This is a genomic window from Pseudomonas sp. BMW13 (assembly GCF_013357275.1).
Lineage (GTDB): Bacteria > Pseudomonadota > Gammaproteobacteria > Pseudomonadales > Pseudomonadaceae > Aquipseudomonas > Aquipseudomonas khazarica.
Genome location: NZ_SUKD01000001.1, coordinates 22335 through 37355 on the forward strand (window position 1 = coordinate 22335; position 15021 = coordinate 37355).

At 68.0% G+C, this 15021-nt stretch carries 14 protein-coding genes; 11 read left to right on the forward strand and 3 right to left on the reverse strand.

The window, feature by feature from the left end:
- Positions 1-42: 42 nt before the first annotated feature.
- From cobG to E4487_RS00125, 6 genes are all read left to right on the forward strand, one after another.
- Positions 43-1380, forward strand: a complete 1338-nt coding sequence (gene cobG / locus E4487_RS00100; RefSeq protein ID WP_373921494.1) for a precorrin-3B synthase — start codon at positions 43-45, stop codon at positions 1378-1380.
- Positions 1373-1999, forward strand: a complete 627-nt coding sequence (locus E4487_RS00105) for a precorrin-8X methylmutase (RefSeq protein ID WP_037054693.1) — start codon at positions 1373-1375, stop codon at positions 1997-1999. The genes cobG and E4487_RS00105 overlap by 8 nt, the downstream gene beginning before the upstream one ends.
- The gene (locus E4487_RS00110; protein ID WP_047587061.1) at positions 1999-2739 is read left to right on the forward strand and encodes a precorrin-2 C(20)-methyltransferase; all 741 of its coding nucleotides are present in this window, start codon (positions 1999-2001) and stop codon (positions 2737-2739) included. The genes E4487_RS00105 and E4487_RS00110 overlap by 1 nt, the downstream gene beginning before the upstream one ends.
- 197 nt (positions 2740-2936) lie before the next feature.
- A complete protein-coding gene (gene cobJ / locus E4487_RS00115; protein WP_150607269.1) occupies positions 2937-4589 on the forward strand; it encodes a precorrin-3B C(17)-methyltransferase in 1653 nt (550 codons plus the stop codon).
- Positions 4590-4736: 147 nt separating this feature from the next.
- Complete coding sequence (locus tag E4487_RS00120; protein WP_150607271.1) at positions 4737-5576, forward strand: AraC family transcriptional regulator; 840 nt, start codon at positions 4737-4739, stop codon at positions 5574-5576.
- A 79-nt stretch (positions 5577-5655) separates the two neighbouring features.
- Complete coding sequence (locus E4487_RS00125; protein ID WP_047588817.1) at positions 5656-6255, forward strand: LysE family translocator; 600 nt, start codon at positions 5656-5658, stop codon at positions 6253-6255.
- A gap of 49 nt (positions 6256-6304) precedes the next feature.
- On the opposite strand, the gene E4487_RS00130 is transcribed toward E4487_RS00125, so the two are convergent.
- Complete coding sequence (locus E4487_RS00130) at positions 6305-7288, reverse strand: GlxA family transcriptional regulator (protein WP_175252472.1); 984 nt, start codon at positions 7286-7288, stop codon at positions 6305-6307.
- Between the two features lie 92 nt (positions 7289-7380).
- Here E4487_RS00130 and E4487_RS00135 point away from each other — a divergent pair, with 92 nt between their 5' ends.
- On the forward strand, positions 7381-7992 hold the full coding sequence (locus tag E4487_RS00135; protein WP_037054705.1) for a LysE family translocator: 612 nt from the start codon (positions 7381-7383) through the stop codon (positions 7990-7992).
- A 40-nt stretch (positions 7993-8032) separates the two neighbouring features.
- On the opposite strand, the gene E4487_RS00140 is transcribed toward E4487_RS00135, so the two are convergent.
- Positions 8033-8602, reverse strand: coding sequence for a flavin reductase family protein (locus E4487_RS00140; RefSeq protein ID WP_150607275.1), 570 nt, complete (start codon positions 8600-8602; stop codon positions 8033-8035).
- Positions 8603-8686: 84 nt separating this feature from the next.
- Entirely contained in the window at positions 8687-9430 is a 744-nt protein-coding gene (locus tag E4487_RS00145; protein ID WP_037054708.1) for an SDR family oxidoreductase, read from the reverse strand.
- 142 nt (positions 9431-9572) lie between these two features.
- Between E4487_RS00145 and E4487_RS00150 the strand changes: the two genes are divergently transcribed.
- The 4 genes from E4487_RS00150 (at position 9573) to E4487_RS00165 (ending at position 14854) form a co-directional block, all read left to right on the forward strand.
- On the forward strand, positions 9573-10484 hold the full coding sequence (locus E4487_RS00150) for a LysR family transcriptional regulator (RefSeq protein ID WP_037054709.1): 912 nt from the start codon (positions 9573-9575) through the stop codon (positions 10482-10484).
- 101 nt (positions 10485-10585) lie between these two features.
- Positions 10586-11881, forward strand: a complete 1296-nt coding sequence (locus E4487_RS00155) for an MFS transporter (RefSeq protein WP_175252473.1) — start codon at positions 10586-10588, stop codon at positions 11879-11881.
- Positions 11882-12090: 209 nt separating this feature from the next.
- Positions 12091-12570, forward strand: coding sequence for a carboxymuconolactone decarboxylase family protein (locus tag E4487_RS00160; protein ID WP_175252474.1), 480 nt, complete (start codon positions 12091-12093; stop codon positions 12568-12570).
- Positions 12571-12715: 145 nt separating this feature from the next.
- On the forward strand, positions 12716-14854 hold the full coding sequence (locus E4487_RS00165) for a TonB-dependent receptor domain-containing protein (RefSeq protein WP_175252475.1): 2139 nt from the start codon (positions 12716-12718) through the stop codon (positions 14852-14854).
- Positions 14855-15021 lie beyond the last annotated feature (167 nt).

Consider the following 15021-nt stretch of genomic DNA (forward strand, 5'->3'; position numbering starts at 1 on the left):
TTCGCTGGTCCGGTCGCCGCGTCGTTGTTGCTGGTGAACCCTGTGCGCGACTGTCCCCTCACCGCCGAACTGCCAACCCCTCGGGCTTCTGCCTGTCCGGGCCTGCTGCGCATCGTGCCCGCACTGGACGGCGGCATCTGCCGCGTCAAGCTGCCTGGCGGCGTGCTGCACAGTGCCCAGGCGCGTGCGATCGGAGAGGCTGCCCGGCGCTACGCCAGCGGTACCCTGGAGCTGACCAACCGCAGCAACCTGCAGATTCGCGGCGTGCTGCCCGGCCAGGAGAGCGCGTTGATCGGCGCACTGCTCGCTGCCGGTCTCGGTCCGCGCGTGGCCGCCGCCGACGACGTACGCAACCTCCTGCTCAGCCCTGCCGCTGGCCTCGACCCGCAGGCACGGATGGACGTTCGCCCGCTCGCCGGGCAACTCCTCGACCTGCTGCAGGACACCCCGGCGCTGCATGCCCTGTCAGCCAAGTTCGCCCTGCAGCTGGATGGCGGCGAAGCCCTGGCGATGCGCGAACACCCGCACGACCTGTGGCTGGCCGCCGCAGATGAACGCCACCTGTTGCTGGGCCTGGCCGGCTGCCCCGGCGACGCGCCGCTGGCACGCATCGAAGCCGCGCAGGCGGTCGAGCTGGTGCACCAGCTGCTGCTGCTGTTCCTCGAACTGGCCACGCCCGAACAATCACGCATGCGCCAGCTGCTGGCGCAGCTCCCGGCCAGCGAACTGCTGCAGCGCCTGCAGGCACGCCTGGACTTCCCCCTGCAGCCGCCAACAGCCGACTGGCAGACGCCCGCAGGCGTCGAGCGGGCGCCCGCAGGGATTTATCCACAGGCCCGGGCCGGCCTGTGCATGGTCGTCGCCGGGGCCCAGCTGGGTCGCCTGCACGCCGAACAGCTGCTGGCCCTCGCCGAGCTGAGCGAGCGGTATGCCGGCGGTGAACTGCGCCTGACCCCCTGGCAGGGCCTGCTGCTGGGCAACGTGCCGCAGGCTGAGGCCGCAACCCTGAGCAACGCACTGGGCGAACTCGGCCTGCTGCACGAGGCCGGCGACCCACTGCTCGGGCTGGTCGCCTGCACCGGATCGGCCGCCTGCGCCCGTGGCCTGGCCGACAGCAAGCACCACGCGCTGCACCTGGCCGAGCTGCTGCGCGCCAACGGCGCCCGCCCGCAGGCTCACCTCAGCGCCTGCCCGCGCAGTTGCGCCAGCGCGCGGGTGCAGCCCTACACCCTGCTGGCCAGCACGCCCGATCACTACCAGCTCTATCAACGCACCCCCGAGGTGACCGGCTTCGGTCGCCTGCTGGTGCCGTCCATGACCATCGACGAGGCCGGCGCCTGGTTCGCCCGCCACCTTCCCGCAGGACTCCCTGATGCTTGATTACATCCGCGACGGCCAGGAAATCTACCGCCGCTCCTTCGCCACCATTCGCGCCGAGGCCAACCTGTCCGGCATTCCCGCCGACCTGGAGAAACTCGCCGTGCGGGTGATCCACGCCTGCGGCATGGTCGACGTGGTCGAGGACCTGCGCTTCTCCCCCGGAGCTGGCGCCGCCGGCCGCGCAGCCCTGCTGGCCGGCGCGCCGATCCTCTGCGATGCGCGCATGGTCGCCGAGGGCATCACCCGCCCGCGCCTGCCGGCGAACAATCCGGTGCTCTGCACCCTGCACGACGCCGGCGTGCCCGAGCTCGCCCGTGAAGTCGGCAACACCCGCTCGGCGGTGGCCCTGGAACACTGGCGCGAACACCTGGAAGGCAGCGTGGTGGTGATTGGCAACGCCCCCACCGCGCTGTTCTACCTGCTGGAAATGCTCGACGCCGGCGCCGCGAAACCGGCGCTGATCATCGGCATGCCGGTGGGCTTCATCGGCGCCGCCGAATCCAAGGACGCCCTGGCCGCAGACAGCCGTGGCGTGCCCTACGTGATCGTGCGCGGTCGGCGCGGCGGCAGCGCCATGGCGGTGGCCGCGGTCAACGCGCTGGCCTCGGAGGTGGAGTGATGGCCGGTCGTCTGCTTGGTCTCGGCGTCGGCCCCGGCGACCCCGAGCTGCTCACCCTCAAGGCGCTGCGCCTGCTCAAGTCGGCGCCGGTGGTGGCCTACTTCGTGGCCAAGGCGAAACACAACGCCGGCCAGGGCGGCAACGCCTTCGGCATCATCGAGGCGCACCTGGACGACGCCCAGCAGCGCCTGCCGCTGGTCTACCCGGTGACCACCGAGAAGCTCGCCGCACCGCTGTCCTACGAGGATGTGATCGCCGATTTCTACGACACCTGCGCCGAACAGATCGCCCAGCTGCTGGACGCCGGCCAGGACGTGGCGGTGATCTGCGAGGGCGACCCGTTCTTCTACGGCTCCTACATGTACCTGCACGACCGCCTCGCCGAGCGTTACGACGTCGAGGTGGTGCCTGGTGTGTGTTCCATGCTCGGCTGCGCCTCGGTGCTGGGCACGCCGCTGGTGTACCGCAACCAGAGCCTGAGCGTGCTTTCCGGCGTGCTGCCGGAGGAAGAACTCGAACAGCGCCTGCGCGACGCCGAGGCCGCCGTGGTGATGAAGCTCGGGCGCAACTTCGACAAGGTCCGCCGCGTGCTGCGCAAGCTCGGCCTGGACGACCGTGCCCATTACGTCGAGCGCGCGACCATGGCCAGCCAGAAGATCGTCGCGCTGGACGAGGTGGAGCCGATGGATTCGCCGTACTTCTCGATGATTCTGGTGCCCGGCCAGAAATGGCGGGGGTGATCGATTGCCTGTGGGAGCGGAATGCGGCCCAGCCGCTCCTGGACTCGTAGGGTGGATGACGCTTTTTTCATCCACCATCGTGGCGGTGGATGGGTGAAGCGCCATCCACCCTACACGCTCCCCCAGCTCGCACGTAGCCCGGATGCAATCCGGGAAACACACACCCCGGATTTCATCCGGGCTACAGGATCTACCGCATGAACATCGTCATCCTCGGCAGCAGCGCGCTGGCCACTGCACAACGCCTCAAGGCGCTTTATCCACAGGCGCTGATCCATGGCCTGCGCGGCCGGGTCGAGGCTGCCGAGCGTCACTACGACGACTTCGGCGACAGCCTGCGTGCGCTCTATCGGGCCGGGCAACCGCTGCTGGTGCTGTGCGCCGCCGGCATCGTCATCCGCAGCCTCGCCCCGCTGCTGGCGGAGAAGGGCAGCGAGCCACCGGTGCTGGCCCTCGCCGAAGACGGCAGCGCCGTGGTGCCACTGCTCGGTGGCCTGGCCGGGGTCAATCGCCTGGCCCGCGAGATCGCCGCACACCTGGAGGTCACGCCGGCGATCACCACCAGCGGCGAGCTGCGCTTCGGCACCTGCCTGCTGGAGCCGCCGGCCGGCTACGCCCTGGCCGACCTGCAACAGGGCAAGCGCTTCGTCAGCGACCTGCTCGGCGGCGAAACGGTGCGCATCGAAGGCCAGGCGCCCTGGCTGGAGGCCGCCCAGCTGCCTGTGGATAACGCTGCGAAGCGGGTTATCCACATCACCCCGCAGGCCCGCCCGGCGCAGCCCGACGAGCTGCTGATCCATCCGCGCAGCGTCGCCGTGCTGGTCGAGCGAACCGACGACCAGCTGGCGGCGCGCATCCACCGGGCGCTGAGCACCGCCAACCTGGCGCCACAGGCCCTGGCCGCTCTGCTCGCGGACAAGGCCCGGATGGCCGATGCCGAACTGCACGCAGCCGCGCGCGAGCTGAACCTGCCGCTGCGCTTCATTCACGGCGCAAGCGCAGAACTGCCCGCCCGGCAGCTCGCCGGCGACGGCCTGCGCCTGCTGCTGGCCGAGCAGCCGCTGGATGTCGAACGCCTTGGCCAGCGTCGTGGCCGCCTCAGCGTGGTCGGCCTTGGCCCTGGCGCCGCCGAGCACATGACCCCCGCCGTGCGCCGCGCCCTGGACGAGGCCGAAGACCTGCTCGGCTACGACACCTACGTGAAGATGGCCGGCCCGCTGCGCGCCGACCAGCGCCTGCACCCCAGCGACAACCGCGAGGAACTGCAGCGCGCCGCCCATGCCTTCGAGCTGGCTGCCACGGGCCGCCGGGTGGTGATGATCTCTTCGGGTGACCCCGGCGTGTTCGCCATGGCCGCTGCCGTGATGGAAGCGCTGGAAAGCCCGCAGAGCGATGCCTGGCGCGGGGTCGAACTGGAGGTACTGCCGGGCGTCTCGGCTGCCCTGGCCACCGCAGCCAAGGCCGGTGCGCCACTGGGCCATGACTTCTGCCTTATCTCCCTGTCCGACAATCTCAAACCCTGGGCGGTGATCGAGCAGCGCCTGCAGCACGCTGCCGCCGCCGATTTGGCCATGGCCTTCTACAACCCGATTTCCAGGGCCCGCCCCTGGCAGCTCGGCCGCGCGCTGGAACTGCTGCGCCAGCACCGTGCGGCGGAAACCCTGGTGGTGCTCGGCCGCGACATTGGTCGCCCCGCCGAAGCGCTGCGCAGCCTCACCTTGGGCGAGCTGACCCCGGAAATGGTCGACATGCGCACCCTGGTGATCATCGGCTCCAGCCAGACCCGCCGCTTCCCCCGCGCCGAGGGCGGCGAATGGGTCTACACACCGCGCTGGTATCCCGACCTGTAGGAGCCCGCTTGCGGGCGATCCGACCTCATCGGGCAAATCGATCGCCGGCAAGCCGGCTCCTACAGACCGTACGCGTGCACAAACCTTCTAGTCCTGCGTGCTGAACGCGCTAAGCTCAGGCGTTCAAGCAACCAAGGGCAGATGGCGATGAACGCGCAATCATGGGTCGACCTCAAACAGGATGCCGATACCGGCATCGAGGTGATCCGCGCGCATTTCGAGGGGCATGCCTACGATCCGCACTGGCACGACAGCTACCTGATCGGCTTCACCGAGCAGGGCGTGCAGCAGTTCAATTGCCGCCGCGCCCTGTTCAGCAGCGTGCCGGGGCAGACCTTCTTCCTCGAGCCCGGCGACATTCATGACGGCAACGCCCCGGCGCCTGGGGGCTTCACCTACTCCACGCTGTATCTGGAACCGGCCTGGCTCGAAGGCGCCTTGCCGGCGCTGTTCGAACAGGCCCCCGTGGACTGCCTGCCCAGCGTGCCACGCACCCAGCCGGACGACCCCGGCCTGCTCCCGCACATCGCCAACGCCCTGCAGGCGCTGCGCGAGGGCGAGCCGCGCATGGTCCGCGATGCGGCCCTGGATGGCCTGCTCGAACGCCTTTCGCGCAACCTGCAATGGCGCCAGCGCATGCAGGGCAACCCGCAGATTCCCGGCGTGGCCCTGCGCGCACGCGACTACCTGCACGCGCACTTCCACGAGAACATCGGCCTCGGTGAACTGGCCCGGGTCTGCGGCGTGGACCGCTTCCACCTTACGCGAGCCTTCAAGGCCGCCTTCGGCATCGCCCCGCACGGCTACCTGATCCAGTTGCGCCTGGTGCGCGCGCGCCGCCTGCTGGCCCTCGGCAGTGCGCCCGCCGATGTCGCCAGCGATCTGGGCTTCGCCGACCAGAGCCACCTCGGCCGCTGGTTCCGCCGCGCCAATGGCGTCACCCCCGGCGCCTACCGCAACCTCTGCACAAAGCTTCAAGACCACTGAGCGGGGCCACTGGACAATCGCCACCATGACCCGACATGGAGCGATCATCGATGCCCCTCACCGCACCAGGGCCCCGGCCATGAACCAGTGGCTGCCCTTCATCCTCTTCGCCTCGGCGGCTTCGATCACCCCGGGGCCGACCAACCTGCTGATCCTCGGCAGCGCCTCGCGTTTCGGCCTGCCCATTGCCCTGACCATCGCCCTCGGCGCCAGCCTGGGTGCCAGTCTCATGCTGCTGGTGGTCGGCCTTGGCCTGGGCGAGCTGCTGGCGCGCACACCGCTGCTGCAAACGGCGATGACCTGGGCCGGCGCCGCCTGGATCAGCTGGATGGCCTGCAAGCTGATGCGCCGCGACGCGGCCGGTATCGAGGCACGGCCCATCGAGCGACGCCAGGGGTTCGTCCAGGGCGCCGTCCTGCAACTGATCAACCCCAAGACCTGGCTGATGACCCTCTCGGTCACGGCGATATTTCTCGATGGCCAGGCTTCACCAAGCCGCGTGGCCATCCATGCCGCGCTGTTCCTGCTGGTCTCCACACCCTGCCTGCTCAGCTGGGGCCTGCTCGGCGCCGGCAGCGCCCGCCTGCTGCGGCAACCGTCGCGGCTGCTGCTGTTCAACCGGGCCATGGCGCTGTTGCTGCTGGCATCGGTGTGGCTGCCGTTGCTGATGGATCGATGAAGCACAGCGGTGCGTCCACTGACAGTGGATCGGTGAAGCGTGATCCACCCTACGACGGCATGCCGCCCTGGCGACGAAAAGCGCCGGGAGCGACACCGAACCGCTGGCGAAACAGCTTGCCCAGGTGGCTGGCGTCGCTGGCACCGATCTCGTCGGCGATCTGCGCCAGGCTGTGACTGGAGTTGAGCAGGCGCCAGCGCACGTGTTGCAGGCGCAACTCGTTCCAGTACTCACGGGCACTCATGCCCTGGCGGGCGCGGAACAGGCGGTCGAGCTGCCGGCGACTGATACCGACGCTGGCCGCCAGTTGCTCGATACCGTCGGCGCTGGCCAGGCCGTGGCGCATCAGGGCGATGGCACGGTCGACATGACGTTCGCCGCTGGACGTGCCATGCAGCGAGCGCAGCGCGTGCTGGCCACTGCGCGTCTCGTCCACCAGCATGTCGGCCAGGCCCTTGAGCGCCCGCGCCCGTCCGCTGCCACGGGCCAGCAACTCCACCGCCAGATCGATGGCCGCCGTGCCCCCGGCACAGGAAATCCGCTCGGAATCGATGCTGTACAGGCGCTCGTGCGCCAGCCGCAGGTGGGCGAAGCTGGCGCGAAACTCCGCCTGGTGACGCCAGTGCACCGCGACCTGATGGCCATCGAGCAGGCCACAGGCGGCCAGCAGGAAACTGGCGTTGTCGATCGCCACCAGCTTCACCCCGGCACGTACGGCGCGGCGCAACAGGGCCCGGTAGGCCGGCGCCAGCGCCGCCGTGGCCTGCGCGTTACGCCCGCCGAACAGCACCAGATAGTCGTGCTCGGCCAGCGTCAGCTCCTGCGGCGTGGCCTCGATTCGCAACGCCGCACCGCTGCTCGACGACACATGCCCCGGCTGCAGGCCGAGAATGGTCCAGGTGCAGTAGCGCTGACGGCTGTAATCCTCGTCGTCGGCGCTGAAGCGCAACTTGTCGAGAAAGCCGCCGAACGGCAGCAGGGCGAACTCCGGCAGAGGCAGCAGGAGGAAGCGCAGGTCAGGGCGTTGCGACATGAGTCGTCCAGAATCGACTGGTAGATGACCAGAATCTACCTCATTACTGACTGCAGCGCTGAGTAGACTGGCCACCTTCCCAGGAGACCCACATGGCCCTCGAACTCTGGCTCGTCTACTTCGTCGCAACCCTCGGCCTGGCGCTGACGCCCGGCCCCAACAGCCTGCTGGCGCTGACCCATGGCGGGCTGTACGGCGCACGCATGGCGCTGGCGACCATCCTCGGCGGCGTGGTCGGCTTCGGCACGCTGATCGCCCTGGCCATGTTCGGCCTTGGCGCCCTGCTCAAGACCGCACCCACCGCGCTGCTGGCACTCAAGTGGATCGGCGGCGCCTACCTGGTGTGGCTCGGCATCCAGCTCTGGCGCGCCCCGCCGATGAACCTGACGCTGGCCGACAGCGGCGTGCGCCCCAGCGCCGGGCGACTGTTTCGCCAGGGCCTGCTGTCGGCCTTGTCGAACCCCAAGGTGATTCTGTTCTACGGCGCCTTCCTGCCGCAGTTCCTCGACCCCCAGCGCGGCCTGGCCGTGCAGTTCGTGGTGATGGCGGCGACCTTCGCCGTGGTCGAGTTCCTCGTCGAACTGCTGCTGGCCCTGACCGCCGTGCGCGTACGCCCCTGGCTGCAACGCGGCGGCCACACCTTCAACCGCAGCTGCGGCACGCTGTTCGTGCTGATCGGCATGGCGCTGCCATTGGCACGCTGAGGCGAGCGCCTGGCTGCAGCGCTTCAGGCACCTCGTCCACTCAGGCCTTGAGCGCCTCGCCAACCGCGTAGTAGTGCCCGCCCGCCACATGATGCAGGCTGCGCAGGTTCGGGTCGGCCGTTTCGAAGTGCCAGCGGCCATCGCGGAACACCCGCTCGTCGGCCCAGGCGGCGATCACCTCGCCAATGAACAGGTCGTAGGCCTGCTGGTTATGCGGCTCATTGATCATCCGGCAGACCAGCCAGGCCGAGCAGCCGGCAACCAAGGGCACATCGTGGCCTGCCATCTCGAACAGGTCGACCCCGGCGTGCGCCAGCTTCGCCGGGTCATCGCCAAGGCTGGCATTGCCCACCGCCTGGGTCAGCTGCAGCTGCGCCACGGTCGGCACCTGAACGGCGAACAGGCCACTGCCCTCGACCAGCGCACGGGTGCGGGTGGCCTTGTCCAGCACCAGGCTCAGCTTCGGTGGGTCGAAATCCAGCGCACAGCACCAGGCCGCCGCCATGACGTTATCCACAGCCTGGTGACGTGCGGACACCAGCACGGTGGGGCCGTGGTTGAGCAGGCGGTAAGCCTTGGCCAGATCGACCGGACGAATGGACGCGCTCATGCAGACTCCTGAAAGCGAAAAAGGCGCCTGCATGCTGGTCCGTACGGACCCGCATCGCAAGCGCCCGGATGCAGCGGATCGGGATCAGAACTCCTGCACGGTCGGACGCAGGACGATCTCGTTGATATCCACATCCGCCGGCTGCTCGATGGCATAGGCGATGGCGCGGGCCACCGAATCCGCCGGGATGGCCTGCTTGTAGAAGTCGACGACGAAGTCGCGGCTCTGCTGGTGCGAGCTGCCGAACTTCAGCTCGGAGTCCACCGCACCCGGCTCGATGGTGGTGGTACGGATGCTGCCGCCGACCTCGTGACGCAGGCCCTCGGAGATGGCGCGCACGGCGAACTTGGTGCCGCTGTACACGGTACCGCCCGGGCTGAACACCTTGATCCCGGCCACCGAGGCGATGTTGATGAAATGCCCGGCGTTCTGCTGCTGGAACACCGGCAGCGCAGCGGCGATGCCATACAGCACACCCTTGATGTTGATGTCGATCATGCGATCCCACTCGTCGGTGCGCAGATCGCTCATCGGCGCAATGGCCATCAACCCGGCGTTGTTGACCAGCACGTCGACCCGGCCGTAGGTATCCACGGCACCCTGGATCAGGGCCTTGACCTCATCGGCACGCGTGACGTCGGTCTGGTAGGCGACCGCCTCGCCACCGGCAGCGACCAGTTCGCCGACCAGTTGTTCGAGGCGCTCCTTGCGCCGTGCAGCCAGCACCACCTTGGCGCCCAGTTTGCTCAGATGACGTGCGCTGGCTTCGCCCAGACCGCTGCTGGCGCCGGTAATGACCACGACCTTGCCGGAAATGTTGTTGCTCATCGGTAAGCCTCTCTTTCGGATTCGTTGAAGTGTCCGCGCCGTATGCCGGACATGGGCTCACACTAGAGGCGATTTTCGTTTCAATGAATGGAAGTGTTTGGATTAGGCTATTCCACATTATGGAATACAAAGGCGTAGCGACATGCTCAACCGCATGGAGATGATCCGCATCTTCTGCAGCGCGGCCGACTGCAGCAATTTCCGCGAGGCAGCGACGCGGCTCGGCGTCTCCCCGCAGGCCGTGACGCGCGCGATCAAGGCGCTGGAGGAAGAGCTGGGCGAGATTCTCTTCCACCGCAACACCCGCCAGGTGCACATCACCGCCTTCGGCGAGGCCTATGCCGTGCGGGCACGGCAGACGCTGGAGGGCTTCGACTCGCTGTTTCGTGGCCATCGCGCCGATACCGAGTCGGGCTTCAGCGGGCGTGTCGGCATCACCGCGCCACAGGCGATCGGCAAGCGCTTTCTGGTCGGCTTCCTGCAGCCCCTGCTCAAGCGCCACCCGCACCTGCAGCTGACCCTGCGCCTGGAGGACGAGATCACCGACGCGGTCGATGCGCAGATCGATATCGGCATCCGTATCGGCTCGTTGCGCGACAGCCGCTACGTCGCCCGCACCCTGGCGCCCGTGCCGCTGCAGGTGGTGGCCACGCCCGAACTGATTGCCACTACCGGCAGCCCGCGCACGCTCGCCGAGCTGCAGCAACGCCCGCTCTCGGTGCTGATCGACCGCAAGAGCGGCCGGCCCTGGCCCTGGACCTTCGCGGACGGCCCAAGCCTGCTTCCCGCCAACCCGGCACTGACCTGCGACGACCCCGAAGCCGAGCTGGAAGTCGTGCTCGCCGGCCTGGCCTACGGGCAGTTGCCCGCCTACCTGGCCCAGCCGCACCTGGAGAGCGGCCGCCTGCAGGCCGTGATGGCGCAGCAGGCCCCCGCCCCCTGGCAGCTGTTCATCTACCGCCCGCAACAAGGCCCCGTATCGCCCAGGGTGCGCCTGGTTTTCGATCACCTGCGCGCCTGCTTTTCCGACCCGGCGCAGTTCCCCCAGGGCTGAGGTCGCTCAGAGCAACGCCACCGTCGTGTCGGAGGCGCCGGCTCGCGAGCACCCTGCGTAACGTGCCTGAACCCGTCTGGATCAGGGATCAGGAGCAACGCATGAACGCCATAACCCACACTCGGCAGGTCAGCCCGGCGACCCTGCGCAAGGTGATCGCCGCCTCGGCCATCGGCAACTTCGTCGAGTGGTTCGATTTCGCCGTCTACGGGTTTCTCGCCGTGACCATCGCCGCCCTGTTCTTTCCCCAGGGCAACCCGACCCTGGCCTTGCTGCAGACCTTCGCGGTGTTCGCCGTGTCGTTCGCCCTGCGCCCGCTGGGCGGGATCTTCTTCGGCAGCCTCGGGGACCGCATCGGGCGCAAGCGGGTGCTGTCGATCACCGTGCTGATGATGGCCGGCGCCACCACACTGATCGGCCTGCTGCCGACCTACGCCAGCATCGGTCTGTTCGCCCCGCTGCTGCTGGCGCTGGCGCGCTGCCTGCAGGGCTTCTCGGCCGGTGGCGAATACGCCGGTGCCTGCGCCTTCGTCATGGAGCACGCGCCCACCGAGCGCAAGGCGCGCTATGGCAGTTTCGTGCCGGTCTCGACCTTCCTCGCCTTCGCCTCGGCCGCCGGACTGGTGTTCGGCCTCGACCAGTTCATCAGCAACGAGCAGATGCAGGCCTGGGGCTGGCGCCTGCCGTTCCTCATCGCTGCGCCGCTGGGCCTGGTCGGCCTGTACATGCGCCTGCGCCTGGACGAATCGCCCGCCTTCCAGGCCCTGGCCGCCGAGCAGGCCCCCGAGCATTCGCCGCTGCGCGAAACCCTGCGCAGCCACGGCGCCACCATCGTCTGCCTGAGCGCATTCATCTCCGCCACGGCGCTGTCGTTCTACATGTTCACCACCTACCTCAGCACCTACATGCAGGTGGTCGGCGGCGCCAGCCGGCCCACGGCGCTGCTGGCCAACCTGATGGCACTGGTGTTCGCCGGCCTGCTGTGCCCGTTCGTGGGGCGTTACTCGGATCGCGTCGGCCGCCGCCGGACCATCCTCAGCGCCTGCCTGGCGCTGATCGTAGCGGTCTATCCGGCCTTCTCCCTGGCCACGTCCGGCCAGCTGCTGCCCTCGGCGCTGGGCGCCATGCTGCTGGCCGTCGGCGCGGTGATCTGCGGCGTGGTCACCGCCGTGCTGCTCTCCGAACAGTTCCCCACCCGTGTGCGCTACACCGCCTCGGCCTTCACCTACAACATCGCCTACACCCTCTTCGGCGGCACCGCTCCGCTGGTGGCGACCTGGCTGATCGAGCAGACCGGCGACCGCATGGCGCCAGCCTACTACCTGATCGTCATCGCCCTGATCGCCATGGCCGGTGGCATGGCGCTACCCGAGTCGTCGAAACGCCCACTGCACTGAGTACCGACAGCCATGGCGCAGTGCTGCGCCATGCACCGAGTAGCGGGAGGCACACGCCTCTGCGCAAAAGTGGACCAAGCAGAATTGGGTGAAATGGATCTATGTGACTGGCCCACCGGTGCGTAGATTTCTCTTCACCGGGCCGCTGTGGTTCTGCCAGTCGCAGAGACGCATCGGTTTCTTCTCGACTCGGATTAAGGGTGAAAACCATGAGCCAGCGTCTCGACTACTTCAAACTCTCCCCGACGGCCTCCAGCAAGTACGCGGAATTTTCCACCCTGCTGAGCAAGACGCCGTTCCTCACCGAACTCGCCCACCTGGTCACCTTGCGCGCCTCGCAGATCAACGGCTGCGCCTTCTGCGTGGACATGCACGTCAAGGAGGCGAAGATTCACGGCGAACGCGAACTGCGCCTGCATCATGTCGCCGTCTGGCGCGAATCGCCGCTGTTCTCCGACCGCGAGCGGGCCGCCCTGGAGTGGACCGAAGCCCTGACCGTCCTGTCGCCGCACGGCGTCAGTGATGCCATCTACAACAGCGTGCGTGAGCAGTTCTCCGAGCAGGAACTGGCCGATCTGTCCCTGCTGGTGGTGGCCATCAACGGCTGGAACCGCCTCAGCGTGGCCTTCCGCAACGTCCCCGGCTCCGCCGACAAGCTGTACGGACTGGACAAGGCCGGCCTGGCCTGAGGGCCCGTCTACAGGGCAAGGTCGGCCATAGCCCGAGCGCCCCATGGCTCCCTGAGCGTAACGCGAGTGACGAGCCCGTCGGTGGTGACCAATCCCCGGTGGCATCCATCAGACACACTCGCTGTCCGCTCAACGGAGCCCTTGCATGCCGCCCTTGCAACTTTCCCGCCAACCTGCCCGACTCACCCTGCTGGCGCTCGCCAGCCTGGGCATCAATCACGCCCGGGCCGACGAACCCGTGCAGCTCGATGCGTTGCACATCAGCGCAACACCGGTCAGTGAAGCGGACGCCGCGCGCAAGACGCTCGAGCGCGTATCCGGTGCCACCAACCTGGTAGACATGGACCAGGTCGATCAGGGCCGCGTGGCCGGTGTCGCCGACGTGCTGGCCTATCAGCCCGGCGTCTATGCGCAATCGCCGGGCAATGAAGGGGTGAAGATCAGCATGCGGGGTTCCGGCATCAACCGTGGTCCCGGTGCCCATGCCTCCGGCACGCACATCCTGCTCGACGGCCTGCCGCTGACCGGCTCCGGTGGCACCCCCTACGAGCTGCTGGAACCCCTGTGGATAAGTCGCGCGGAGGTCCTGCGCGGCGCCAACGGCTTCGAACGCGGTGCGCTGGCCCTCGGCGGTGCCATCGACTACATCAGCCACACCGGCTACAGCGCACCCAAGCTGCAACTGCGCTACGAGGCCGGCAGCCATGGCTACCAGAAACGCAGCATCGCCTCGGGCCAGGTTCTGGGCGATGTCGACTACTACCTCAACCTCACCGACAGCCACTACGACGGCTATCAGGATCACGCCTCCGGACAGGGCAAGGGCATTGCCGGCAACGTCGGCTATCGCCTCAACGACAGCCTGGAAACGCGCTTCTACCTGCGCTACCGCGAGACCGAGCACGACACGCCGGGGCGCCTGAGCAAGGCACAGATCAAACACGATCCGCGCGATGCCGCAGCCGCGAACCTGCGCATCGACGCCCACCGAGACCAGCCTGGCAGCACCTGGCTGGCCAACAAGACCACCTGGTACCTGGACGACGACGCCACCCTGGTCGCCGGCCTGGCGTACCACCACTACCCGATGGATATCGTCGAGAGCCCCTACCGCAACAGTGCCTACCGTGTCCGCGTCGACTACAGCGACATCAGCGCCACGCTGAACTACACACGCCGCCACAGCCTGTTCGGTCTGGACAGCAGCACCAGCGTCGGCCTGCGCAGCACCCGCAACCTGCCCGGCAGCAAAGCGCGAGAGAACGCCACGCAACCGCTGACCGTCGATGGCAACACCTACCCGGCCGGCACCCTGATGCGCGAATACATCCACCAAGGTTCGGACAACACGCTGCACATCAGCAACGAACTGCAGCTACGCCCCGAGCTATGGCTGGATACCGGCCTGGCGCTGATCAATACCCGGCGCAAGGTCGAGGTGACCGCTCCGGCCAATCCCTACAGGCTCGACACCGACACCTGGGACTACGCGCCCCGCATCGGCCTGCGCTACCAGCTCGCCCCCGCCGTACAGCTGTATGGCAACATCAGCCGCTCGGTGGAACCAGCGCATGCCTGGTCGATGATCTGGAGCTCGAACGACTATTTTCCGGCCGGCAGCGGCCCGGCGACAGGCCGCTACCGCGCCCCGGTCTCTCTGGATAACCAGACGGCAACGACCTTCGAAGTCGGTGGTCGTGGCGATTCGCCGCTCGGCCAATGGGACCTTGCGCTCTACCACGCGCAAGTACGCCACGAGTTGCTCAGCGTCGAAGTCGCTCCAGCAGTCACCCGCGAGTCCAACGCCAGCCCCACCGTGCACCAGGGCATCGAAGCCGGCCTGAACAGCCTGCTCTGGCAAGACCACGGCAGCGCCTTGAGCCTGCGTCAGGCCTACACCTTCAGCGACTTCCACTACCGCGATGACGACAGCTTCGGCGACAACCGCCTGCCCGGCCTGCCGCGCCACTACTACCAGGCCGAACTGCGCTACGACCACCCGAGCGGCTTCTATGCCGGGGTGAATACCCGGTACGCCTCCAGGGTCGCGGTGGACTACGCCAACTCCTACTACGCCGACGCCTATGCCCTCTTCGGCGCCACCCTCGGCTACGCCTCGCCGAAGGACGACTGGCAGGCCTGGCTCGACCTGCGCAACCTCACCGACAAGCGCTACGCCGCCACCGTCACTCCCGGCTATGACGACAAGGGCGCGGACGCCGCGCGCTCCACGCCCGGGGAAGGGTTCGGGGTGTACACGGGGGTTTCCTGGAGCTGGCTGTAAACCGCCCTGCTCGCCGGTGGATGACGCTATTTGCATCCACCCATCGGACTCCTGGGGCCACATGCTGGCGGACATGAAAAGCGCTGTCCGCCCTACGCATGACCCGGCGTAGCGTGGACAACGCGAAGCTTGTCCTCCAACGAAGCACCAACACGCCGACGATAACA

What these genes read in the sequence shown, in the direction of transcription:
- E4487_RS00105 (WP_037054693.1), top strand. Translation starts at nt 1,373, where the DNA reads ATGCTTGATTACATCCGCGACGGCCAGGAAATCTACCGCCGCTCCTTC.
- E4487_RS00145 (WP_037054708.1), bottom strand. Translation starts at nt 9,430, where the DNA reads ATGAGCAACAACATTTCCGGCAAGGTCGTGGTCATTACCGGCGCCAGC.
- E4487_RS00155 (WP_175252473.1), top strand. Translation starts at nt 10,586, where the DNA reads ATGAACGCCATAACCCACACTCGGCAGGTCAGCCCGGCGACCCTGCGC.
- E4487_RS00130 (WP_175252472.1), bottom strand. Translation starts at nt 7,288, where the DNA reads ATGTCGCAACGCCCTGACCTGCGCTTCCTCCTGCTGCCTCTGCCGGAG.
- E4487_RS00135 (WP_037054705.1), top strand. Translation starts at nt 7,381, where the DNA reads ATGGCCCTCGAACTCTGGCTCGTCTACTTCGTCGCAACCCTCGGCCTG.
- E4487_RS00125 (WP_047588817.1), top strand. Translation starts at nt 5,656, where the DNA reads ATGAACCAGTGGCTGCCCTTCATCCTCTTCGCCTCGGCGGCTTCGATC.
- E4487_RS00165 (WP_175252475.1), top strand. Translation starts at nt 12,716, where the DNA reads ATGCCGCCCTTGCAACTTTCCCGCCAACCTGCCCGACTCACCCTGCTG.
- E4487_RS00150 (WP_037054709.1), top strand. Translation starts at nt 9,573, where the DNA reads ATGCTCAACCGCATGGAGATGATCCGCATCTTCTGCAGCGCGGCCGAC.
- E4487_RS00110 (WP_047587061.1), top strand. Translation starts at nt 1,999, where the DNA reads ATGGCCGGTCGTCTGCTTGGTCTCGGCGTCGGCCCCGGCGACCCCGAG.
- E4487_RS00120 (WP_150607271.1), top strand. Translation starts at nt 4,737, where the DNA reads ATGAACGCGCAATCATGGGTCGACCTCAAACAGGATGCCGATACCGGC.
- E4487_RS00140 (WP_150607275.1), bottom strand. Translation starts at nt 8,602, where the DNA reads ATGAGCGCGTCCATTCGTCCGGTCGATCTGGCCAAGGCTTACCGCCTG.
- cobJ (WP_150607269.1), top strand. Translation starts at nt 2,937, where the DNA reads ATGAACATCGTCATCCTCGGCAGCAGCGCGCTGGCCACTGCACAACGC.
- E4487_RS00160 (WP_175252474.1), top strand. Translation starts at nt 12,091, where the DNA reads ATGAGCCAGCGTCTCGACTACTTCAAACTCTCCCCGACGGCCTCCAGC.